Below are 23,517 nucleotides of genomic sequence, written 5' to 3' on the forward strand. Positions count from 1 at the left end.
CTTTACAGGTTTTATTCCAATATCCGCATCGTTAGAAACAGCAGTAGCATATCTATCCATACGGATATTGGATATTTTATAAACAAACTTATTCCAGGTAATGGCCTTGTCGGATCAGCAAAGCTCTATACTTGTTAAATACACTTGATTTAGAGACAAAGCCCATATACTTATTTTCTTCGCCAAGAACGGGCAATATCCAGGTGTCATCTTTGTTCATCTTGCCCATCACCACTTCCATGTTCTCGTTTATTCTGACCGTATCGTTCGGTTTCTGTGCTAGTTTTTCAAATGCGGTGTCCCGTCCTTCCACTTCACCCAATAAAACAGAAAATAGAAATTCACTGTAGAGAATGCCCATAAATTTGCCTTCATAATTGACTACCGGAAAAATATTGCGCTTACTATGAATAATATCGGACTGTCGGCTTTTAGGCGTTTCATCGGGACGCAAAATCACAAAATTGGTTTCCAGCACATATTTAATCCGCATCATGCTCAAAACAGACCGATCCTTATCCTCATAAGAAATCAGATCTCCGGATTCGGCCAATACCTTGGTATAGATCGAATGTTTGAGCACAGCACGGTTGATCAGGTAAGAAATTGAACATACCAACATCAATGGTACCATCAGTGTATAACCTCCGGTTACTTCCGCAATTAAGAAAATACCGGTTAATGGAGCATGCATGATGCCACTCAGGGCTCCGGCCATTCCGGCAACAACAAAGTTGGGCACATTGAGTTCGGCAATGCCAGTTAAGTTGATACCGTAGGAAAACGCAAATCCCAATAAACCACCCATGACTAAACTAGGACCAAATACGCCGCCATTACCACCACCATTTAATGTAAATAATGCTGCAAAAGATTTACCAAATAAGGTAAGAACGGTATACCCTAGTACCATTACGCCAATGTCTTTATAATCAGCAAACAGACTATTCTTGACAATCGCATTAAACTGCCCATTGAGAATCTGCTGTATCGTGATATATCCTTCCCCATAAAGCGCAGGAAATATAAAAATCATCAGGCCCAGCGCTACCCCACTTACCCATACCTTATTATAGGGATTTTTGATCTTGGCAAACCATTTGCCCACAGCGGTGGACACACGTGCAAAATAAACGGTATATAATCCCACTAATACAGCCATTAGCAAGTAAAATAAAAGGGAAGACACTTGCCAGTTTGAATTAAAGGTGCTAAACAAGGGCTCGCTATACAGGATCCGGGATACGACAGAGGCCAGGGCAGAGGAAATCAATAATGGGATAAATACCGGGATCGAAAACTCTGGCAGTAATATTTCAATTGCAAAAATCATCCCCGCCAGTGGGCTATTAAATGCTCCTGAAATCCCCGCTGCTGCCCCACAGGCCAGTAACATGGTCACCTCTTTATATTGTAATCCAAAAAAACGGGCCATATTGGACCCTATGGAAGACCCTCCAAGTGCCACTGGAGCCTCCAAACCACAAGATCCACCAAACCCAACCGTAATGGCTGAAGTGACCACCTGCGAATAAATATTGCTTGGATCCAAACGGCTCCCCTTTCGGCTAATGGCATAGATAATCGGCGTGATTCCATGCTCCATTTTTTTCCCTTTTAAAAACTTGCGCACAAAAAATACACTCAGCAGGATACCGATCAAGGGGAAGATTAAGTATACCGAGTATTTCACTTTCCAATCTACATCATCCTGTATGGTGGTCGCAATAAAATGAGTTAGTCGCTTTAATACAGAAGCCATGATACCACCGACAATTCCAACCAAAAAAGCCAAGAGAATAATAAAGTTTCTATTTGAAACCTTCTTCATTCGCCATTGATTGATCTGATCGATCTTCTTAAAAAAACGTTCGTTGAGATTTGCCATATCTTCTTACTGAAAGCTCAATACTTCCTTTTTCTTTTTTGTTTTGAACTTATCCGGTACAACGGATAGTATTTCTTTTTCCAACGCTTGAATCGCATGCCGCTTTACATAATTTTGCGTGGTGACTAAGGAAATTTCACGTACAGGTTCAGGCGATTTGAAATAACGTATCTTATCAAGCTGCTCATCCGCATAATCCCAAATGGATAGCTCCGGCAAAATTGTTATTCCATCATTGATGTCCACCATCCTTTTCAATGTTTCCACGCTACCTGTGTTATATTCGAAGCGGCCCGAAAGATCCTGATTATGTTTATGATGGCAAATGTTCAGTACCTGACCACGCATACAGTGCCCCTCATTGAGCAACCACAGCTTATCATCAGCAATATCATCTCCATGCAGTACTTTCTTGGAAAACAATGGGCTATTTTTCGAGATATATGCGACAAAATTCTCGTAGAATAACGGAGATTCCAAGATTCCCGGGTCATTCAAAGGAGTTGAAAGCACCCCACAATCCAATAGACCTACTTTCAATTCATGGACGATCCGTTCGGTGGTATATTCCCAGATCTGTAACTGTAGTTTGGGGTATTTCTCCATAAAGGATGTCAGGACATTAGGCAATAAATAGGGCGCAATTGTTGGGATTACCCCGACTTTCAGCGTACCTTCAATTTCGCCTTTCTTATCCTGCACAATCTCATTAATCTTTCTGCTTTCTGTTAACACCAGACGAGCCTGAAGAATAATTTTCTCTCCAATTTCTGTTGGAACAACTGGTTGACGGCTTCGATCAAAGATTTTGGCGCCTAAGGATTCTTCAAGTTTTTGTATTTGCATACTCAGGGTCGGTTGTGTCACAAAACATTTTTCAGCAGCAGCGACAAAACTGCGATATGTATCGACAGCAATAATATATTCCAGTTGGATTAAGGTCATGTTAACATCTTTAAAGCGCAAAATTACGAATACTCCGGTAAACCGGTGGCAAATCTGCAATATTTAACGCAGCGATCAATATTTCAGCCTAATTATTATACAATAAATACCTTGCCAAAAAGTCTGATTTATCCCCTATTATTACATTAGTTTACATAAAAGTCCCATTCATCGGAAAGCTTTTCTTAAATTTGAAATTTTACGATAGTTGACATATTTAAAACCATATGAAGTTTATCAATAGTACAACAGTTGCGCTAGCACTATTTTTATCCACTGTGAACGTCTCCAATAGTAAGGCCAATCCTGACGAGGGCATGTACCCGCTGAGTGAACTAAGCAGAGCTGGATTAAAAAAAGCTGGATTAAAGATCAGTGAAAAGGATATATATAATCCCGGTCAGGTGGGATTGGTAGATGCTCTGGTCCAAGTCAGTGGCTGCACAGGCTCCTTTGTTTCCAACCAGGGATTGATTATTACCAATCACCATTGTGCTTTTTCCGCTGTGCAGCTGGCGAGCACGGCAATCAACAATTACCTTAAAAATGGTTTTGTCGCACAAAATCAAGCGCAGGAAATTGAGGCTAAAGGATTGAAAATAAGGATTACAGACTCTTACGAAGATGTTTCCGCTAAGATCCTAAATGCGGTTGCCAACATCAGTGATCCTGTAGAACGCATCAACACGATCAAGCGCAAACAGCAAGAATTGGTGAAACAAGCTGAAAAGGAAGACCCGAGCATCAAAGCCGAAGTATCAGAGATGTTTATTGGAAAAAGCTATGTGCTGTTCCGCTATAAAACCATCGAAGATGTCCGCCTAGTCTATATTCCACGTCAAAATATCGGCGAATTTGGTGGTGAAACCGACAATTGGGTATGGCCACGTCATACCGGAGACTACTCTTTCCTCCGGGCCTATGTCAACAAAGACGGAAAGTCTGCACCATATTCCCAGGACAATGTCCCTTATCAGCCCAAAAAGCACCTGAAAGTCAATCCCAATGGGGTCAATGAAAATGACTTCACCTTTATCTTGGGATACCCTGGAAAAACATTCAGACACCGCCCCGCTCAATATATCAAGTATCAGCAGGACTATCTATTGCCGTATGTTTCCAACCTTTATGATTTCCAGAATAAGCAAATGGAAGAAGCTGGTAAAGATAATACGGATATCGCATTATCCTTGGCTACACGGATAAAGCGCAATGCCAATGTGCTTAAAAACTATCGCGGCAAACTTAAGGGTCTCCGGGGAATCGATCTGCTTACCACAAAAAAACAGGAAGACGAAGCCTTAGCCACATTTATTTTAAGTAAACCGGAACTTAAAGACAAGTATGGTAACCTATTAAATGACATCGCTGCTTATTATCAAGTGAGTGACCAAGATGCATTCAAAGAACTCTGGTTCAACAACATCTATAACAGTACCAGCTTACTAAAGGTGGCCCGCGATCTCCAGGTATTAAAAATAGCCTTGATGAAGGAAAAATCTACACCTGCGGCAAAGCAGCTCTTTGACAATAATGTCGCTCAACTTAAAGCCAGCCTCAAGGAAATTTATAAAAGCTACAACAAACAGGCTGATCAACGTATCCTTGGAAAAATGCTGAGTGATGCCGCTGCATTTCAGGGGAAAAATCAGATCGCATCCATCCAACAACTTCAGTTGAACAACGAAACGGCACAACACTATGCCACACAGATCATCAATAACAGCAAATTAGCTGATCAGGACTATGTATTAAATACTGTCTTGGCAGATGCCCATACACTCCAGCAGTTTGACGACAAATTATTAGATTTCCAAAACAGTCTGGATCAGGATATTGTTGTCTTCGCTGCTGAGCAACAGCGACGAGAAGGCGTACTAAATAAATTGATGGGCGATTATGTTGCTGTCAAAGAAATCTTTCAAGCCAAAAATTTCATTCCTGATGCTAATTCGACGTTGCGATTAACCTACGGCCACATCAAAGGTTACACACCTGCTGATGCTACTTACATGAAACCGTTTACGACGATCGAAGGAATTATCCAGAAAGGTAACCTTGGTCTGCCCGAATTCGATTACCCAAAAGAAATAAAGACGGCTTACCTGAATAAAAACTTTGGCCCCTATCTCAAAAAAGATTTAGGCTCCGTACCTGTCAATATACTCTATGATATGGACACCACAGGTGGAAATTCTGGCTCACCGATCATGAATGCAAACGGGGAATTAATTGGAGTCAACTTTGACCGTGCCTACGATGCCACAATCAATGATTTCGCTTGGAACGAAAGTTATAGCCGTTCCATCGGCGTAGACATCCGCTATGTCCTTTGGGTAGCAGACAAAATTGATAATGCACAATTTATCCTAAAAGAAATGGGCATTTAATACTGAACATTTCTACGGTCCGCATCCAGCAAAAAGGCAGCTGTAGCAATTGCTACAGCTGCCTTTTTTATAAATTTCCGCCATATACGGGATTGCTTTTTATGCTACAATAAGGGTTGGAGTGCATCTTTCAACCTGCCCAGGCCTTCTTCCAGGATTCTTCTTGGGCAGGCGATATTTAGCCGGATAAACTGGTCAGACTGCTTGCCATACATCGCACCGACATTCACCTGGAGATGGGCGTCCTGCAGCAACAATTGCCCAAGCTCCCGGCTTGAGCAATTCAAGGCTGTACAATCTACCCAGGCAAGATAAGTCCCTTCCAAGGCAGTGAGTCCCAAAGCGGGTAAATGTGTAGCCAGGTAATGTTTTAAATAACTATAGTTGTCATGTATATAAGACAGGGCTTGCTGCAGCCACTCCTCACCTTCTTGGTAGGCAGTAATCAGTCCTGTTATCGCAAAGGGACTGATACTGGAAATTTCATTGACTAAAAAAGCTTCCTGTACTTTCTTATTTAGATCGGGGTCTGCTGCAATGACTGTCGCCACCTGCAGTCCAGCCAGGTTAAAGGTCTTACTGGGAGCAATACAGGTAATGGAATTGGCCAGGAATTCCGGGCTGATGGTCCCAAAAGGTATATGTTTGTATCCTTCAAACACCAAGTCACAATGAATTTCATCAGAGACAACCTTAACACCATGTTTCAAGCAAATCCCACCAAGACGTTCCAGCTCTGCTCTGGTCCATACCCTTCCTGCCGGATTATGTGGACTGCATAAGATAAAGAGCTTCACTTTGGCATCACTTGCTTTGGCTTCAAAATCATCGAAATCGATCGTGTACTTCCCATCCTTATAAATCAAATCATTGGAAACCACCTCGCATTGATTACGTTCTATAGACGAAAAAAAACAGTGGTAAACAGGTTCCTGTATCAATACTTTATCGCCTGCCACGGTAAAAGCCTTAATGATGGCTGACAATGCCGGTACTACCCCCAGAACGGGCAGTAACCATTTAGGCTGCAGATCAAACCCATGTCTTCGTTTTGACCAGGCTATCACCGCTTGATAAAAAGTATCCGGAACCTTCGCATAACCATATATGCCATGTGCAACACGCTGCATGAGCGCATCAACAATAGGTTGTGCGGCAGGAAAGTCCATGTCAGCAACCCACAAAGGGATTAAATCCTTCAGCTCCTGTTGGTTCCATTTTACCGAATCAGTGCCCTGTCTGGGAATAATTTTGTCGAAATTATAGATCATAAAGCAAGTTAATTAAAATCCAAGACCATTTCCAATAAAACCATTGGGAATTTCTCCCCAGCCAAAAGCTCCTGTTCCCCCAAACTGAACTTTTTCATGTTCTCCCCCGACCTGTATAACAACAATGTTCTCGTAAAATAGACAGAGACAAAAACAAAGAGAAAGAGTATCTTTACAGAAAACACAGCACGATGTCTGACAACAATTTTTCAATAAAAGATAGATTGCGCAGTTTTCGTTACGCCTGGAATGGCTTGAAGATTGCCTGGAAAGAAGAACATAATTTCAGAGTGCACCTGATGGCAGCATGCTTAGCTATTGTATGCGGTTTCCTGTTAACGGTAAGTCATTATGAATGGTTGGCCATTATTTTTTCCATCGGTTTTGTTTTTGTCTGTGAACTGTTGAATACAGCATTGGAAAATCTCGCCGATTTTGTTTGTCCCGAACGTCATCCCCGTATAAAAAGAGTTAAAGATATTGCCGCCGCCGCCGTTATGCTCAGCAGCATCACTGCACTTCTGATCGGGGCAATCATCTTTATCCCTAAGATCATTTCCTATTTCACTCCATCAGTCTCTCACATTTTCTAGTACAAATTTTTCGTCATAAACCAGCTTATCGGGCTCAACAAAAGACATTTTCCCACCCTTTTCTTCCACCGGTCCATATCCTTCAATCGCCCGGTCTTGAGCTAATTTAAAAGCAACCTGCCGGACAGACTGCAAGCCCTCTGATGAAAAAGTATAATCGGCCAATAGAACACTGTCTTTCAGTACGCCAGCAATTCGGCCCGTATTCCGGTCTTTTTCTTTCCAGGCATAGGTCAGATCCCCCTCTACTTTGCCCGCTTTCACTTCGATTGTTAATGATATCGTATCCCCATTTTTCAGGTATTGATAGCTTTTCTCCCCCTCAAGCATATAGCTGCTGTCCGTAGTGACATCATCACCGACCGTACTTTCTTTTGCTGCGGTTGTCACTGAGGCCTGTTTTTTCTCGCCCTGATTGCAGGCGGTCACACCGATCAATGCCAATATTCCGAGATTAAGTATTTTCATCTGTCCAATTTTTGTTTGTATAATGAATAGCAATCAGCAAAGCTTATTGTTTTAAAATAACTAACATTTAATATTTAAAGCTAAAAAAAACAAAAAGTCGCTAAATATTGTTTATAAGTTTAGATAACGGTAATATATTAAAAATAAACAATTTAGTAACAATAAAATTATCCGGCCTTTATTGCAATGCTAATTTTTATTAGTAAATTGTACACTATAAAATTCAAGAATTCTTAACCAATATTAGTATGAAAGATGTAAGCTTTAAGAAATTTGACAGTGGGTCTACCTCACTCACAAAATTATCCATTGAGACTGACTTGGCTATTATTGTTAAAGAGACTGTGTCTGTTTCCACGGAATCCAAACTGGAAAAACTTCGCCGCTGTAAAGAAGAATTACTGAAGAGCCTATGGTTTGTTCAGCGTCAATGCTGATCGATAGGCAGCTTTTGCAATCAGCACCAACTACCTAACGACTCAATTATTATTTCAAGGTATTATTCTCCAACAAAGCAGTCTCTCCAAACCACAAATTTGGAGAGACTGCTTTGTTAGGGTATGTTGTTTTTATTTATTACCCGCGCAGATTGTTATTACCGCCAGGCTATATTATAATGATTTTAAATGTTTATAATTGGATTTAATGGTATCCCACACTTCTTCAAAATTCCCCGAAAGCATCAGTTTTGCCATACTTTCGGTCATACCTTTCATCTGGCTGAACGATATCTTTGGTGGCATGGCCAAGGCATTGGGATTGGTATAAATATCCACCAGTACAGGTTCATCCGTGATGGCAAGTGCCTTGCTAATAACTTCATCGGTCTCCTCGGGCTGGGTTAGGGTAAATGCCCGGATTCCCATGGCCTGGGCAACCATTGCAAAGTCCGGATTAACCATATTCGTTTCCTGGTCTTTAAGTCCAGACACCTGCATTTCTAGCTTCACCATACCCAGTGCACGGTTGTTAAAGACAAACAGCTTAATCGGCAAGTTATATTGCTTTATTGTCGCCAGATCTCCCAACAGCATAGAGAGTCCCCCATCGCCACAAAAAGCGATGATCTGCCGGTCAGGGCAGGTCAGCGCTGCCCCAATGGCCATAGGCATGGCGTTTGCCATTGATCCATGATTAAAAGACCCCAGCATCTTACGGTCCCGGCGCTGATTGATATACCGTGCCCCCCAAACACAGGACATTCCGGTATCAACCAAAAAAATAGCATCATCACTGGCCTTATGATCAATGGTATGGGCGACAAACTCTGGTTGAATAGCATATTCACTGCCAGCGTCATTGACATAAATCATCAGATCTTCTTTTACTTTTTCATATGCATCAAGCTGTTTGTGCAGAAAACTTGCATCTGTCCGGGCTTCTACAAATGGTAACACGCTTTTTAAGGTATGTTCAATATCACCAACCAGACCGTAATCCACCATCGACCGCCTTCCCAACTTCTCGCCATCAATATCAATCTGTACAATAGTTTTGTCGGTCGGTATAAAATCTTTATATGGAAAATCGGTCCCCAGTAACAGGATGAGATCGGACTGATGCATGCTCTGAAATGCAGAAGCTGTGCCCAATAATCCAGTCATGCCTATTTCGTTGGGATTATCCCGCTGGATATCGAGTTTTGCCTTAAAGGAATAGCCCACGGGGGCATAAATCTTCTGGGAGAGTTCTACGATTTGCTTTTGTGCATTCTTTGCCCCCACACCGCAAAATAAAGTCACTTTGTTGGCTTCATTAATATATTGTGCCAAATGTCCGATCTCCATTTCTGAAGGCCGTATTTGAGGCTGTGTAAAAAATACTTTAGAAGAAGTATTCATCTTGACGGCTTCCATTTCTGAGACATCACCTGGCAAGCCGATCACGGCTACATCACGCTTTGATATCGCCTGCTGGATTGCATTTTGAACCATACGCTGCACTTGTTCCGGTCGGGTGATCATCTGGTTATAACAGGAACAGTCATCAAAGAGTTTGACCGGGTTTGTTTCCTGAAAGTAATCGGTACCAAATTCATAAGTAGCACAGGTGGAAGCTATCACCAGCATGGGGACACGTGTTTTATGCGCCTCATAAACTCCATTGATCAAATGCACATGCCCAGGCCCACTGCTCCCGGCACAACAGGCTATCCCATGCAAATCTGCTTCAGCGGTGGCGGCAAACGCACCGACTTCCTCATGCCGGACATGGATCCATTGCATTGTCCCCTCCTCGTGAACCGCCTCGTTGAAAAAATTCAAACTGTCTCCTGTTACTGCATAAATACGCTTGATTCCCGCATCCTTTAAAATACCTACAATCTGGTGTGCTACATTTTTCATATTTATCATGATGGTTTTAAGTAGTCGATACTGCGACAACATCCTGATCATGTCATCGCTTCTTTATAACAACAATGATGTGCAGCAATGGTTTTGATTTTAAAGATTCAGCACTTTCCGTGACACCTTGTACAGGATCAGCGTTTTGTGGTCCCACCAACAGCAGAACTTACCCGAAGAGAAGAGTAGAATAAAAAAAGCTATACCTGGTGACATGGTATAGCTTTTCTATGCATCAATTGCATTTATTATTTATTTAAGCTGCTTGGACAGCTCATTCACAAAGGCTTTTGCATCATTCAGATCCTTGTTCCAGTCTGCATAACGCTTGGCGGTATTCAACTTAGCTATTTTTGCATTGAGCTTTGTCAAGTTAGCCTGATCATTTGCAGCTGTTAACTTTGTTTTAAGAATCCCTACTTTGGTATAATCCTGGATGCCTTCCAACATGCGTTCATAACGGATGGAGCTTCTTCCCTGCGGATAGACAATATAAGTATCTCCTGCTGGCCATGTGCGGAACCTGGAATCCCTTAATGGATCTTCTACCCATGAATTGAATGCCCAGCGTAAGGCGCCATCAAACCCCGCTGCCAATGCATACCAAGCCATGTAAGTAGATTCTGCTGGCTCCGAAAATGTAAATTGATTCGGAAATTCGTCTGAACAACAGACATAAAATGTCGTGATATATCCCTTTTTACGTCTATCGATCAAATCCTTATGATCAAATGGATCCCCTGCTGCAACACTGATGTCCGTGCTTTTGTGATAGCGTTGGTAGCTTTTATGATTATCGGCAAAGGCAACCCCAAATTCAGGGGCCACACGTTCCAATAATGCCACTGCTGGATCCATTTCTTCGCGGGCCCGTTCATCCATGGCAATATTGGTAATTTTCAACCATCCCTTGCTGCTGACATGCTTGCTGAAATCCTTCAGGAAAGGCGTCCATAATTCTTCAAATACAGGTGTTCCGGGCTTGGCAACGACGTTGACCTGTTCGTTCTTGCGCTCATCGAAATAATGAACCTCATTGTTCCAGGGCAGTAGTGAGTAACAGTTGATCTGTTTATTGATTCCCAGATCCATCATAAACTGAACCCATTTGTCAAAAACGGTATAATCATAGGTCCAGGTTCCGTCTTTTCCTTTCTTCCAAGTGATCATATCTGCATAAGGGTCGTAAGTCTGTACATTCCAGGCATCCTTATTCAGCGTGGTGGTAATGACCTTTTGTCCAGCTGCTGCCAGCTGTTTCATTGTTGGTTTCAATGCTTCAAAATGCTCATCGCTCCACATTTTAACCTGATTGACACGGGCTACAGCTGATGGATGTTGCCATTGGTCCAGGTGGTAAGTCCACTGTGAGGATGGGGGCAATACATGGTTCTGTACATGGACAGTAAGTTGCAACTGCCCTTGTACTTGGCCATTCTGTTGGACAGAGATAACCGTTTTATAAGCTCCTGCGGCTGCTTCGGCCGGCACTTTCACCGTAATCCATACGGGGCGTACTTTCTTTGCTTCAAGATCATAGCTTTTTAGATCGTCGAGCATATCGGCCGACAGGGATGCTTTAAAGTCTTCAGGCTTACGATGTCCACAGCCACTCGCAAACTCATCCGTCATGACATAACGCACAAACCGGGCCTGTACCGCGTCAGCCCCCATGGATGTACCCGCCTCTGTCTTAAGCTCTCCAGGTGTGACCACCACATCGGCCAGTTGCGCATTTGTCCAGAGAAGTATCTGTGCCGAAACCTGCTCGCCTTTCCAGGCTTCCAGGGTGGCATGCTGCTGTACAGTCAAGTTGGGGTTTACCGATTTTGGATAACGTTTGTCGATCGATACAAAGGAGGCATGCAAACCTGCCTTAACATTGGACCAATCGGAAAGCGTATCCTTCGTCGGATCAGCCAGCTCAGTGAAAGTCGTTCCAAGATCATAGCGTTGCTGGGAATAACCTTGCTGACTGCCGCAAAATAACATGCATGCAAGTGCAAGAGTAGAATAAATAGTAGTTTTAGGCATAACAGTTGTAATTATCAAAATTTTAGGAAGTCGCTTGCAGCCTATAGACACATATCGTGCTGCAGGTTTTGAAGCCTATAAGCATAAGCAACAAAAAAAGCAAACAAGTTCTGTTTGCCTTAAAAATACTAAATTTTTGTTTATCTCTACTTAACTTTGTTCAAAAATTTCAGAAAGTGAACGATATAACTCGGGATGGTTCAATTTAAATTTCTCAGGATTTTCAAAAAAATACTCAGATGCCACAGCAAAAAATTCTGCCGGACTAGTCATGCCATAGGCATCAATATCCGATTTATTCGCTTTTATTTTATTGATTTCTTCCCGGATCAAATTCATAAATGGAATGACTCCCGTTTTATCCAATAAGTTTTCGGGGATACCATCAACAGTACCATCAGTTTTGTCAATAAGATGCACAAATTCATGGATTGCTGTGTTGTGACCATCACCTGCATTTTTGAATCCATATGCTAATGCTGACTTGGATAGGATCATTTGGCCGTTCATCGCCCCTTCCCCTACCATTCCCATGATATTCCGGTCTGCATGCCCCTCAAATTGATAGGTTGAATTAAATTGGGAAGGATACACCATGATATTGGTCAGGTTAGGATAGGTCCAGTTCTTAAACGCAAAGATGGGAATAATGGCACTCGCAGCAATCATCATATAATCTTTCAGCTCGATCTCCACGCCGACGCCTTCAATTTTCACTGTATCCAGGAATTTCAGACAGCGCATTTCAAACTCTTGTTTGTCCTGGCCGGACAACTGACGATAATAAGCAACTTCCTCTTCCAGGATCTCCTTACCTTGATCGCTCAGGACCCGTTTGATCGTCTTGCTATTTTTGGCGGTACGATTTAACAGGTAATAAACAACGTAAATGGTAACTGGTATGAGCAGTATAATAAAAACCTTTCCTAACATATTATTTTATCTTTATCCAACGCGGATCTCTGGCTTGCAAATTACGTAAAAAGCCTTTAAAATGGGATGTTCCAAATAAGATTAATATTTTTTGCTGCGGTGCATCTGCGACAAGGGAAGCGAGGTTTTCCTCTCTTTTCCGCATGACAAATTCTTTATCGAATCTATTCTTGAGCGAGGCCTTTATGGGTTTACATCCATAAGGTTCATTCAACGGTGTATCATAATCACAGGGCTCCAGTTTTATCTCCCCATACAGATATTCAAAATCGTCAAGCAGTCTATTTTTAGGAATGTCAGCCTTGACTGCCGTTTCATAATTGACCAAGAAGAAAGAATAGTCCGGCTGACTGATGATGCGTTGCCCCAATTTTCTGTACATCGGGGCCCTCAGAATCCGGCTCGTGTCTCCCGGTGTCTCGATACACTGCTGCAGCCCCAGCCTGTTGCCCGTCAATTTCCTGAACTTTCGGTCATATAAATCTCGCTCGGCAGCACTGTCCACTTGATAAGCGATACTTTCATAAAAAACAACATACCCAGCTTTTTGAAGAGAATCTACAGCATGCTGTATCTGATCGTAATATACACGGGTCCCCAAGTGACGCATCGGGATATAGAGCACGCTTCGTGCTCCGTTACGGAGTTCAAACTTCCTGGAGGCATCACGGAGCACTCCCGTGCTCTGCACCAACAATGAGGTATCGCAGCCACTAAAAGTTATTACGGCGAAAAAAAGGAAGATAATTTGTCTCAACTGCATACTATTTATTGTTATTACTTGCTTTCAAACAGCAAGACACGGTTACAGCCCCCCGCTTACTGTTGGCTTTATAGCCTCGGCCATGGAGTGGTCATATACCTATGATGTTTTATTAAAATAACATGCAATAATAACAATATATTATCTTCCTTGTTCAATAAATTTAAACCGTCGCCAATCCAATTGTAGTCCCATTCGGAATAACGGCGTTTTTCTTGATGACGACGATACCATCACAAACGGTATAGGTCTGATGATTGGCATTCAACAAATGTGGTCCGCCATTGATCCGCACATCATTTCCGATACGGCAGTTCTTATCCAGAATCGCATTTTCAATATAACAGCGTTCACCCACGCCCACCACAGGTATATTTTTTCTCTTCGCCTCATCCATATCGGTAAAATCCTCGTAATAATCCGATCCCATCATATAGGTTCCACGGATCACTGAACCAATCCCGATACGGGACCGCACCCCGATCACCGAACGGTCCACCTTATCTGCTTGTATAATACACCCATCCGAAATAACGGAATTGATCAGGGTAGTTCCTGAAATCTTGGATGGAGGCAACATACGTGGCCGTGTGAATACTGTATTTTTATCAAATAAGTTAAAAGCAGGAATATTATCTGTCAGTCCGATATTGGCCTCATAGAATGAGCCTATCGTACCGATGTCGGTCCAATACCCTTCATATTGATAGCTGAGAACATTGACCTGTTCAATCGCATCTGGAATAATCTCTTTTCCAAAGTCCATCCCCTTATTTTCTTCCAATAAGCGTTTCAGCACGCCTTTAGTAAATACATAAATTCCCATTGATGCGAGATATTCTCGCCCTTGCGCTTTTAAATGATCATTGACTTCAGAATTCCAGTCTGCCAATTGTTCACTATTGGGCTTCTCAATAAAGGAGTGGATATGATTATTCTCATCCGACTTAAGGATACCAAAGCCCGTTGCATCCTTGGCATTTACAGGAATGGTGGCAACGCTTAAATCGCCCTCATTTTGCACGTGAAAGTCAACTAATGCATCAAAGTCCATTTGATAAAGTTGGTCTCCAGATAAAATCAGCACATATTCATAGTCAATACTCGCCAGTTTGCGGAATGACCTGCGAACAGCATCCGCTGTGCCCTCAAACCACTTATCACCATCATTGGTCTGTTCAGCAGCCAAAATATCGACAAAGCCTTTGCTAAAAATGCTGAAGTTGTAGGTATTCTTTATATGCGAATTTAGCGACGATGAATTGAACTGTGTCAATACAAAAATCTTATTAAAACCCGAATTGAGGCAATTCGAGATTGGAATATCCACCAAACGATATTTCCCGGCAATGGGAACTGCCGGTTTAGACCTTTGGTCGGTCAGCGGGTACAGACGGGAACCCCTTCCTCCGCCCAAGACAATAGCTACTACATTGTGACGTGACATATCAAACTAAATTAATTGGTTGTATAGACTAATATATTTCGCTGCGGATTTGTCCCAAGAAAAATCCAGATTCATTATTCTGTGCTGATTACCTTCAAACTCCGTTTTATTTTCATAAAATTGGAGACTCCGACCAATCGCTGACCTGATGTCAGTAATATCCAACGTCTCAAAACCTACCCCATAACCATCTTTCTGCAGATCAATAACGGTATCTTTCAGGCCACCAACCTGATGTACAATCGGTAAGGTACCGTATTTCATGGCATAAAGCTGATTAAGTCCACATGGTTCAACACGAGAGGGCATCAAGAGAAAATCAGCACTGGCATAGAGCCAATGCGCAAGCTTCTCATCATAACCAAAAAACACATCAAAATTTTCGATTCCATGGTCTATAAGCGCTTTTATCGCTGACTGGATGGCCGGATCTCCGGCGCCCAATATAAATATACTCAATCGGTTCGGATCATTTGCCGTCAGGCTAGAAACGATATCCGGCAATAAATCAGCCCCTTTCTCTGTCGCAAAACGACCGATAAAGACAAGCAAGGGAAGGTCAGGATCAATTTTGTACTGTTGCGCCAAGGCCCTCTTATTTTTCAGTTTACCCTCAAAAGCATTTGCAGGTCCATAATTCCCGGCCAGTGTATAATCTGTTTGTGGGTCCCAGATTTCCCAGTCTATTCCATTGACAATGCCCCATGATTTATTCCGCTCATCATAAAACAGCTGCTGCAGTCCATTGGCTTCTACATAAAGTTCTTCCAGGTATCCTTCAGATACAGTTGTATAAGCATCACAGCATTTGATCAATACCGCAAGCGGATTGATGACACCGTCCCAGTCCAACAAGCCCCATTTCCAGCTATCAAAACCAGGCAATAAAATCGCTTTACTCCAATGGGTCCAGCCCTGATACTGACCGTTGTGAACCGTGGCCACGGTTTTGACATCTGCCAGAAAATTATATTCATTACTATATTTCATCAGAAAAGGCATCAGGCCTACATGATGATCGTGGCAATGGACAAGGTCAGGAATGATCATTTCCTGCTTAAACCAATGCAGTATAGCATGTTGAAATGCGATAAACTGCTCCCCCTCATCTGGATAGCAATAGACTTCCTGCCGATCTAATTTACCCGGTATTTTGATGAGATAAAGGTCAAAACCGAGTGTATTGTTTTCTTCATGATATACGCTATAGTTCAATAATTCGGATCCCTGGTAAAAAGTTCCTTCATGAATGACGCTAAACTTGTGATCTCTGACAAATGGCCGGTCATACCAGGGCATAATGACTCCGGCATCCACCCCCAGTTTGGTCTGATATTTTGGCAGGGCCCCAACCACGTCGGCCAGGCCACCAACCTTGGCCACAGGATAGCATTCGACACTTAAATGAAATACTTTCATCAGAATAGGTTATTGTTCATTATTTAATATTATTTGTTCATTATCAACACGCATGCATCTTGCGGCAGCTACTTTTTGACATTTCTACCTTTTTCTTCCTAGAATATATCCGCCCAATGGTGGAAGATGCAATTGTGCAGATTGCGTTTGGTTCATCCAATAAAGCGGTTCACTACGGATGAGCGGACTGCTTACCCCAGAACCAAAATATTGATGATCGTCCGCATTCAGAATTACATCCCACTCACCCGCGTAGGGTAGTCCAATGCGAAAATGCTCACGGACAACAGGAGTTAAATTAAGCACCACCACCGTGTCCTCCCAAGCGTCGAATCCTTTACGCCAGTACACCAGGATTGAATTTTCACGGTCCCCAGCCTCTATCCATTCAAATCCTGAAGCATCAAAGGCTTTTTGATAAAGGCTAGGCTGCGTCCGATACACGGCATTCAGATCGGCGATAAATCTTTTCACGCCTTGATGCGGCGCAAAGTCCAACAGGTGCCAATCCAATGACTGGTTGACATTCCATTCCGAAGTTTGCCCGAACTCGCCCCCCATAAATAACAATTTTGTTCCTGAAAAGGTATACATGAACAGATATAACGTTCGGAGGTTTGCAAACTTCTGCCATTCATCCCCGGGCATCTTATATATCAGGGGCTTCTTCCCATAAACCACCTCATCATGAGACAGGGGTAGCATAAAATTCTCATGGAAAGCATATACAGTGGCAAATGTCAATCGGTCATGATGATACTTTCTATTGACCGGATCCTCTTTAAAGTAGTCCAATGTATCATGCATCCATCCCATCATCCATTTCATGCCAAATCCCAATCCTCCCGTATAGGTAGGTCTGCTCACACCCGGCCAGGAAGTGGACTCTTCGGCAATGGTCTGCACATCCGGGAAATAGCTGTATACCGCTTCATTAAGTTCTTTCAAGAACTGCACAGCTTCAAGATTTTCGTTGCCACCAAATTCATTTGCAATCCATTCCCCATCCTTTCTGCTATAATCCAGATATAACATGGAGGCCACCGCATCAACCCGGAGTCCATCAATATGAAAACGGTCCAACCAATAAAAAGCATTGCTGATCAAAAAAGAACGGACTTCGTTACGGCCATAATTGAATATGTAAGATTGCCAGTCCGGATGAAAACCTTTGCGTGGGTCCTCATGCTCATACAGACTCGTTCCGTCGAAACGATAAAGGCCATGCGCATCGCCTGGAAAGTGCGAAGGCACCCAATCCAGTAATACGCCAATGCCCGCAGCATGGAGGGCTTCGATCAGGTACATCAAATCCTGGGCAGACCCATAACGTGAGCTTGCGGCAAAATATCCAGTTATCTGATACCCCCAAGAAGGATAGTAAGGATGTTCCATCAATGGCATAAATTCGACATGGGTGAAGTTCATCTCTTTGACATAGGACACCAGCTGCGAGGCAATCTCCCTATAGCTCAGTAGGGTTTCAGGACTTTCCGGATCCCTGGACCAGGATCCCAAATGTACTTCATAGACTGACCAGGGTTGATCCAGTCTATTTTTCAGCGCACGTTCCTTCATCCAGGCAGCATCTTGCCATTCATACCAGGTAGAATGAACGATGGACGCTGTCTTTGGAGCCACTTCCCATTGAAAGGCAAAAGGATCCCCCTTCTCGAGTATTTCGCCCGATGCTGCAAGAATACAATATTTATAAGTTTCACCATTGGCAAGCCCTGGGATAAACCCTTCCCAAATGCCACTTCCATCCCAACGGACATTTAAGGAATGGCTCCCTTTGTCCCAGAAGTTAAAATCCCCGGTTACGGCAACAGATTTTGCATTTGGAGCCCAAACCGCAAAATAAACACCTTTTTCACCACGGACTTCCAGTTCGTGTGAACCAAATTTCTCATACAATTTGAAGTGCTTGCCCGATTGGAATAGCGCAACATCAAATTCAGTAAAAAGACTATGCGGAATTACTTGATTGCCCATGTTTAGCCTTCAATCAATATGTTGTCAAATTCACGTGCGACATTTACCCAATATCGCCCCTGTTCATCTTGTTGTATTCTCGTCTCGACACCATCTGTCTTCACTTTTTTGACAGCGAACGGTAGTCCTATTAATTGCAATTTATACTCCTCATAACGCTCCGTAAACAGTCCATCCCTGGTCTGTTTGATAGAAAGCGAATCTTTCAGCCCTGAAACTGTAAAGCATTTTTCCAAATAGATATCCTGCTCATAAGCAAAGGTATCTCCATGATCAGAATAAACATAGGAACGCTGCACTCCTTCTGAAAAGTAAACATTGAGCTGAAGCTCTTCAATCTTCTTTTCACCAGTATATTGCATCACAGGATATTCGGGAATAACTGCCCCACCACGAATGAACATGGGCATTTCATCCAGTGGTGTATTTATTGTATGTTCCTTTCCGCCAACATAAATGTCATTCGTAAAATAATAATACCAGTTACCCTCAGGAAGATAGACGATCTTACTTTTCTGTCCCGGTTGTAGTACTGGTGACACGAGTATCTTGTCCCCAAAGCAGAACTCTTCTTCGCGTTGCCAGTTGGTGGCAATATGCTGTTCAACCATGGAAATAGGTCGTAATATGGGGTAACCATACTTTGTCTGCTCCCAGAAACAGGTATAAATATAAGGCAGGAGTTTATAGCGCAGTTCAATGAATTTTTTATTGATCTTTTCCCACTCTTCACCAAAACTCCAGGGTTCACGGTCACGGGTATCACCTGCAGAATGGACCCGCATAAATGGAGAGAAAACACCAAATTGCATCCATCGGGTAAACAGTTCACCATCAGGTTCACCGGTAAATCCGCCGATATCCGTTCCGCAGAAAGACATTCCGGAAGTAGATAGACGTTGCAACTGCAAGGTACCTAATTTAAGATGTTCCCAGCTGGCCAGATTGTCGCCAGTCCAAACCGAGGAATAACGTTGTGTCCCTGCATATGCAGCCCTGGTAATGGTAAAAGGTCTTTTATTTTTATATAATTTCTTCAGACCATCATAGGTGGCTCTTACCATCTGCATGCCATAGATATTATGTGCTTTACGATGTGATCCACGGTGCCCGTCAAACTGGTGCCTGACGTCATCCGGAAACGTTCCCCGTCCAAAAACAGCAGGTTCGTTCATATCATTCCAAAATCCAGCGACACCATCCTCCACTAAACCCTGGTACAATGTACCCCACCATTGACGCACCTCCGGATTTGTAAAATCCGGAAACTGACAACGCCCTGGCCACACGAAGCCCTCCATAAAATAATCATCTCCCCGGCGGCAGAAATACTTATTTTCCTTTCCTTCTCTAAAGACCCAGTAATTTTCATCCACTTTAATGCCCGGGTCGATCATCACGACAGTCTTAAAACCTTCATTGGCCAAGTCACTGATCATCTTTTTGGGGTTTGGAAAATATTGCTTGTTCCAGGTAAAACAGCGGTACCCTTCCATGTAATCTATATCCAGGTAAATGGCATCACAAGGAATCTGTCTTTTTCTGAATTCATCAGCAACTTTGCGGACATTGGCCTCGGGGTAATAGCTCCAACGACATTGGTGATAGCCGATAGCCCATAATGGCGGCAAATAGTGTGTACCAGTCAATGTATGGTACCTTCGGATGACATCCAGTATATGCGGTCCATGGATGTAATAGTACTGCAATTCGCCTCCTTCAGACCAGAAACTGGTTTTCCCCGGATCTTCGGCAGCAAAGTCAAAATAGGTCTTAAAGGTGTTGTCAAAGAAAATACCGTAAGCTTCGCCATCTTTCAGGCCAATATAGAAAGGTATCGTTTTATAAAGCGGATCCTGATCATAAGCAAAAGCATAGGTATCTGAATTCCAATTTTTGAGGCGTTTGCCCCTCAGGTTCAATTTAGTCGCCTTATCCCCCAGCCCGTAAAAAGCCTCATTCTCAAAAGCCACCTTCGTGCTGTACACATAGTATCCTCCAAAATCTGGATTCTCCTCCCAGTGCATGGGCGCCAAATCGGCATTAAATAAGTTTCCTGCCCGGTCTAAAAAGGAAATCAAAAAATTCTGTTTACTGATCCGGCAGGAAATGGTGTTGGTATGCACCAGATAATGGTCGGTTTCTTCTTTGCATTCGTGTATGCTCACACGGTGATCTTTTTTGGCCAGGGCATAAGAGAAATCCTCCAGGAATGTTCCATGCGGTGCCAGGCGGACACGAACAATCTCATCCGTCACGATCTTGATCTCAACTTTGGCCTTGCCATCTGAAAAAAAGTATGATTTATCGTTTTGATTGTGTGCAACAACAGCTTCAAGGTATTTTTTTTCAATTTTAGGCAAATCCAGTACTGGATTATTCACATGATGCATACTTTCCAAAGTAGCATCTTTTTCTTCCTGAGGTAGTGTGGTCTGATTTAGGTTATCGTCTTCAAGCATAGCTGTCATACATTAAAAGTTTCGAAGGTTTAATTCCTCTTTAAGTTATGAAATATATCTTGTGTCAACAACAAAACACAAAAAAAATCCTCCCCAATTTTATGGGCAGGATTTTCAATATCATCAATGCGATACAATGATTATTTGATAAAATGAGCACGGAGCATCCAAGCCATTTTTTCATGTTTTTCCAATAGACCAACCAAAAAATCTTCAGTACCATTATCCGCTGTGCCTTCGACTACAGCAATATCTCCACGAATCGACATCGCAATAGCTTCGTGATCAGCAAGCAATTCCTTATAATAAGATTGACTATCTGTTTTCTCGGAGGTCGATTCTGTCAACCGTGTTAATTTCAGATATTTATCTAATGTACCCACAGCATAGTGCCCTAAAGTCCGAACACGTTCCGCTACTTCATCAATAACTTCAGCCAGCTCATCATATTGTGATTCTAAAAACAAATGAGCGGCATGAAAATCAGGCCCTTCCACATTCCAATGCGCATTTCGAGTCTTCATATAGACAATGTGTTCATCTGCCAGCAGGACATTGAGCAATTTCGCAACTTTTTTTAAGTCTGCATCTTTAATTCCAATTGAAGTTTTCATATGTGTTTAATTCGTTAACGATATGTTTTAATTGCTTAGTTAAATTTAACCAAAAAAAGCAGCCTATCAAAAAAAACAGCATTTAAAATGTCATTTAAATAGCATAATAACCGTATTTTTGTGCACACGATATATTAGGAGAACAGTGGGCATTATGGACAACAGCACTTATTTTCATGCATTCAAGACGGACATCACGCAGATCGATCTTCCCCTGCGTTTTACCTTTCCATTTTGCTACGAACCCCACCCCCTTGCGGTAATTGCCGCCCAAGAATTACAGTCTTATATCGAGCACCAGACCGACTGGACACATAACTTCGGTCTGGAACAAAATGCGGCCGGTCAAGCCATCGGCAAGATGTTCGGTGTACTTGTGGTCAAAAACCAGTACAACCAACTGGGCTACCTGGCTGCTGTATCAGGGAAACTCGCGGGCAGCAACAAACACCGCTACTTTGTCCCCCCGATTTTTGATATGCTCGAAGAAAACAGTTTCTTTTTGACTGAAGAAGTCCACTTAAATGCACTCAACAAAGAAATTGAACGGCTCGAAAATAGTCCGGGGCTAACACAGACCCAAACGGATCTTCAGCTATTAACGGACACATGGAATACCGAGCTCGAGCTGCTTAAATCAAAATTAAGAGGGCAAAAAAAAGCACGCAAAGAAACCCGGACAAGATTACGGCCCATTTTATCTGATGAAGAATATGAGTTGCTCATGGAAGATATGCGTAGCCAGAGTCTGAAAGACAAGCAACAATTGCAGCGGTTTCAATATGAGATGCAGCTGGCACTGGCATCCAAAAACCTGAAACAACAACAGTACCTGGAGGAAATCGCCCTGCTCAAAGAGGAACGCAAAATGAGATCGGGCAATCTTCAAAAGCAATTGTTCGAACAGTATAACTTCCTCAATGCACATGGGCTGTACAAAAATGTGGTTGGTATTTTTCATGATTTTGATCAAAGTACCCCACCGGCAGGATCCGGGGAATGCGCAGCCCCCAAGCTCTTGCAATACGCCTACAATAATCATTTGACTCCCCTGGCACTAGCTGAATTCTGGTGGGGGTGTTCACCCTCCTCAGAAATACGCAGACATGGAAATTATTATCCTGCCTGCCGCAAAAAATGTGAGCCAATCCTCGGTTATATGCTTCAAGGATTAAGCGTTGATGAAAATCCAATGCAACAGGAGACCACATTGGACATGGAGCTTCCCCAAATTTATGAAGACGATGATATCATTGTCTTCAACAAACCCGCTGAATTCCTCTCTGTACCAGGAATATATATCAAAGATTCTGTCTATCAACGTGTTCTTCAGCGATATCCCAAAGCCGGACCGATCATTATCCACCGGTTGGATATGTCCACTTCAGGCCTATTGATCGTGGCCAAAAATAAAGAAGCACATCGGTTCATCCAGGACCAATTTATAAAACATACCATTGAGAAAGAATATATTGCCCTGCTCGATGGGATCCTTGAACAGGAATCCGGATTAATTGACCTCCCCCTTCGTGTGGATCTCGACGACCGCCCCCGGCAAATGGTCTGCTATACCTATGGCAAACCGGCACAGACCAAATGGGAAAAAATAAACATTGAAGGCAACAAAACCCGCATACGTTTTTATCCATTGACAGGCCGAACACATCAGCTCCGGATGCATGCCGTGCATCCCAAAGGCCTGAACATGCCTATCCTCGGCGATGATCTCTATGGTAAAAAGGCGAATAGATTACATTTACATGCAGCATCGATCAAATTTGTACATCCAGGTTCTAAGCGGGAAATGACCTTTCAAATCGATCCTGATTTTTAAAAGGATTGACTATATCGTTACAAAAGTCAAGTTAGAAAGAACTGGAAAATCATCGCGAAGTCAAAATGTAGCTGTCAAATTATTGACCTAAATCAATAATTCAACACAAACAATTG

Annotated in this window: 17 protein-coding genes; 4 read left to right on the forward strand and 13 right to left on the reverse strand. The window is 42.7% G+C overall.

Features of this window, described 5'->3' with window-relative positions; translation table 11 throughout:
• Nucleotides 1-88: 88 nt before the first annotated feature.
• Together HX021_RS06940 and HX021_RS06945 are read right to left on the reverse strand one after the other, a co-directional pair.
• Nucleotides 89-1,888, reverse strand: coding sequence for a chloride channel protein (locus HX021_RS06940; RefSeq protein WP_286589426.1), 1,800 nt, complete (start codon nucleotides 1,886-1,888; stop codon nucleotides 89-91).
• Nucleotides 1,889-1,894: 6 nt separating this feature from the next.
• A complete protein-coding gene (locus tag HX021_RS06945) occupies nucleotides 1,895-2,833 on the reverse strand; it encodes a hydrogen peroxide-inducible genes activator (protein WP_286589427.1) in 939 nt (312 codons plus the stop codon).
• A 227-nt stretch (nucleotides 2,834-3,060) separates the two neighbouring features.
• Here HX021_RS06945 and HX021_RS06950 point away from each other — a divergent pair, with 227 nt between their 5' ends.
• Complete coding sequence (locus tag HX021_RS06950; protein ID WP_286589428.1) at nucleotides 3,061-5,223, forward strand: S46 family peptidase; 2,163 nt, start codon at nucleotides 3,061-3,063, stop codon at nucleotides 5,221-5,223.
• A 104-nt stretch (nucleotides 5,224-5,327) separates the two neighbouring features.
• Here the strand turns inward: HX021_RS06950 and HX021_RS06955 are convergent, their stop codons facing one another.
• Nucleotides 5,328-6,494, reverse strand: a complete 1,167-nt coding sequence (locus tag HX021_RS06955; RefSeq protein ID WP_286589429.1) for a MalY/PatB family protein — start codon at nucleotides 6,492-6,494, stop codon at nucleotides 5,328-5,330.
• Between the two features lie 191 nt (nucleotides 6,495-6,685).
• Here HX021_RS06955 and HX021_RS06960 point away from each other — a divergent pair, with 191 nt between their 5' ends.
• Nucleotides 6,686-7,087, forward strand: coding sequence for a diacylglycerol kinase (locus HX021_RS06960; protein WP_286589430.1), 402 nt, complete (start codon nucleotides 6,686-6,688; stop codon nucleotides 7,085-7,087).
• On the opposite strand, the gene HX021_RS06965 is transcribed toward HX021_RS06960, so the two are convergent.
• Complete coding sequence (locus HX021_RS06965; protein ID WP_286589431.1) at nucleotides 7,067-7,555, reverse strand: hypothetical protein; 489 nt, start codon at nucleotides 7,553-7,555, stop codon at nucleotides 7,067-7,069. The genes HX021_RS06960 and HX021_RS06965 overlap by 21 nt on opposite strands.
• A gap of 248 nt (nucleotides 7,556-7,803) precedes the next feature.
• Between HX021_RS06965 and HX021_RS06970 the strand changes: the two genes are divergently transcribed.
• Nucleotides 7,804-7,992: a hypothetical protein gene (locus HX021_RS06970; protein WP_286589432.1), complete on the forward strand. Its 189-nt coding sequence runs from the start codon at nucleotides 7,804-7,806 to the stop codon at nucleotides 7,990-7,992.
• A 174-nt stretch (nucleotides 7,993-8,166) separates the two neighbouring features.
• Here the strand turns inward: HX021_RS06970 and HX021_RS06975 are convergent, their stop codons facing one another.
• The 9 genes from HX021_RS06975 to HX021_RS07015 all read right to left on the reverse strand — a co-directional run bounded on the left by HX021_RS06975 (nucleotide 8,167) and on the right by HX021_RS07015 (nucleotide 21,567).
• On the reverse strand, nucleotides 8,167-9,900 hold the full coding sequence (locus HX021_RS06975) for a thiamine pyrophosphate-dependent enzyme (protein ID WP_286589433.1): 1,734 nt from the start codon (nucleotides 9,898-9,900) through the stop codon (nucleotides 8,167-8,169).
• 252 nt (nucleotides 9,901-10,152) lie between these two features.
• On the reverse strand, nucleotides 10,153-11,934 hold the full coding sequence (locus HX021_RS06980; RefSeq protein WP_286589434.1) for a DUF4091 domain-containing protein: 1,782 nt from the start codon (nucleotides 11,932-11,934) through the stop codon (nucleotides 10,153-10,155).
• Between the two features lie 150 nt (nucleotides 11,935-12,084).
• Nucleotides 12,085-12,867 carry a M90 family metallopeptidase gene (locus HX021_RS06985; RefSeq protein WP_286589435.1) on the reverse strand — a complete coding sequence of 261 codons (783 nt, stop codon included), beginning with the start codon at nucleotides 12,865-12,867 and terminating at the stop codon, nucleotides 12,085-12,087.
• Between the two features lies 1 nt (nucleotide 12,868).
• On the reverse strand, nucleotides 12,869-13,630 hold the full coding sequence (locus tag HX021_RS06990; protein ID WP_286589436.1) for a hypothetical protein: 762 nt from the start codon (nucleotides 13,628-13,630) through the stop codon (nucleotides 12,869-12,871).
• 163 nt (nucleotides 13,631-13,793) lie between these two features.
• The gene (locus HX021_RS06995; protein WP_286589437.1) at nucleotides 13,794-15,077 is read right to left on the reverse strand and encodes a glucose-1-phosphate adenylyltransferase; all 1,284 of its coding nucleotides are present in this window, start codon (nucleotides 15,075-15,077) and stop codon (nucleotides 13,794-13,796) included.
• Between the two features lie 6 nt (nucleotides 15,078-15,083).
• Complete coding sequence (locus tag HX021_RS07000) at nucleotides 15,084-16,496, reverse strand: glycogen synthase (protein ID WP_353621022.1); 1,413 nt, start codon at nucleotides 16,494-16,496, stop codon at nucleotides 15,084-15,086.
• Between the two features lie 84 nt (nucleotides 16,497-16,580).
• Nucleotides 16,581-18,491, reverse strand: coding sequence for a 1,4-alpha-glucan branching protein GlgB (gene glgB, locus HX021_RS07005; RefSeq protein ID WP_286589438.1), 1,911 nt, complete (start codon nucleotides 18,489-18,491; stop codon nucleotides 16,581-16,583).
• 2 nt (nucleotides 18,492-18,493) lie between these two features.
• Complete coding sequence (locus HX021_RS07010) at nucleotides 18,494-20,953, reverse strand: glycoside hydrolase family 31 protein (RefSeq protein ID WP_286589849.1); 2,460 nt, start codon at nucleotides 20,951-20,953, stop codon at nucleotides 18,494-18,496.
• Between the two features lie 140 nt (nucleotides 20,954-21,093).
• Nucleotides 21,094-21,567: a Dps family protein gene (locus tag HX021_RS07015; protein WP_286589439.1), complete on the reverse strand. Its 474-nt coding sequence runs from the start codon at nucleotides 21,565-21,567 to the stop codon at nucleotides 21,094-21,096.
• Nucleotides 21,568-21,721: 154 nt separating this feature from the next.
• Here HX021_RS07015 and HX021_RS07020 point away from each other — a divergent pair, with 154 nt between their 5' ends.
• Nucleotides 21,722-23,401 (forward strand): RluA family pseudouridine synthase, encoded by a 1,680-nt coding sequence (locus HX021_RS07020; RefSeq protein ID WP_286589440.1) that lies wholly within the window; start codon nucleotides 21,722-21,724, stop codon nucleotides 23,399-23,401.
• Nucleotides 23,402-23,517: the final 116 nt, after the last annotated feature.

The organism is Sphingobacterium sp. N143 (assembly GCF_030325625.1).
GTDB lineage: Bacteria > Bacteroidota > Bacteroidia > Sphingobacteriales > Sphingobacteriaceae > Sphingobacterium.

Bases quoted from the DNA above. Each gene is read 5' to 3' on its own strand.
- HX021_RS06940 (WP_286589426.1), bottom strand. From the start codon at position 1,888: ATGGCAAATCTCAACGAACGTTTTTTTAAGAAGATCGATCAGATCAAT.
- HX021_RS06945 (WP_286589427.1), bottom strand. From the start codon at position 2,833: ATGACCTTAATCCAACTGGAATATATTATTGCTGTCGATACATATCGC.
- HX021_RS06950 (WP_286589428.1), top strand. From the start codon at position 3,061: ATGAAGTTTATCAATAGTACAACAGTTGCGCTAGCACTATTTTTATCC.
- HX021_RS06955 (WP_286589429.1), bottom strand. From the start codon at position 6,494: ATGATCTATAATTTCGACAAAATTATTCCCAGACAGGGCACTGATTCG.
- HX021_RS06960 (WP_286589430.1), top strand. From the start codon at position 6,686: ATGTCTGACAACAATTTTTCAATAAAAGATAGATTGCGCAGTTTTCGT.
- HX021_RS06965 (WP_286589431.1), bottom strand. From the start codon at position 7,555: ATGAAAATACTTAATCTCGGAATATTGGCATTGATCGGTGTGACCGCC.
- HX021_RS06970 (WP_286589432.1), top strand. From the start codon at position 7,804: ATGAAAGATGTAAGCTTTAAGAAATTTGACAGTGGGTCTACCTCACTC.
- HX021_RS06975 (WP_286589433.1), bottom strand. From the start codon at position 9,900: ATGAAAAATGTAGCACACCAGATTGTAGGTATTTTAAAGGATGCGGGA.
- HX021_RS06980 (WP_286589434.1), bottom strand. From the start codon at position 11,934: ATGCCTAAAACTACTATTTATTCTACTCTTGCACTTGCATGCATGTTA.
- HX021_RS06985 (WP_286589435.1), bottom strand. From the start codon at position 12,867: ATGTTAGGAAAGGTTTTTATTATACTGCTCATACCAGTTACCATTTAC.
- HX021_RS06990 (WP_286589436.1), bottom strand. From the start codon at position 13,630: ATGCAGTTGAGACAAATTATCTTCCTTTTTTTCGCCGTAATAACTTTT.
- HX021_RS06995 (WP_286589437.1), bottom strand. From the start codon at position 15,077: ATGTCACGTCACAATGTAGTAGCTATTGTCTTGGGCGGAGGAAGGGGT.
- HX021_RS07000 (WP_353621022.1), bottom strand. From the start codon at position 16,496: ATGAAAGTATTTCATTTAAGTGTCGAATGCTATCCTGTGGCCAAGGTT.
- glgB (WP_286589438.1), bottom strand. From the start codon at position 18,491: ATGGGCAATCAAGTAATTCCGCATAGTCTTTTTACTGAATTTGATGTT.
- HX021_RS07010 (WP_286589849.1), bottom strand. From the start codon at position 20,953: ATGCTTGAAGACGATAACCTAAATCAGACCACACTACCTCAGGAAGAA.
- HX021_RS07015 (WP_286589439.1), bottom strand. From the start codon at position 21,567: ATGAAAACTTCAATTGGAATTAAAGATGCAGACTTAAAAAAAGTTGCG.
- HX021_RS07020 (WP_286589440.1), top strand. From the start codon at position 21,722: ATGGACAACAGCACTTATTTTCATGCATTCAAGACGGACATCACGCAG.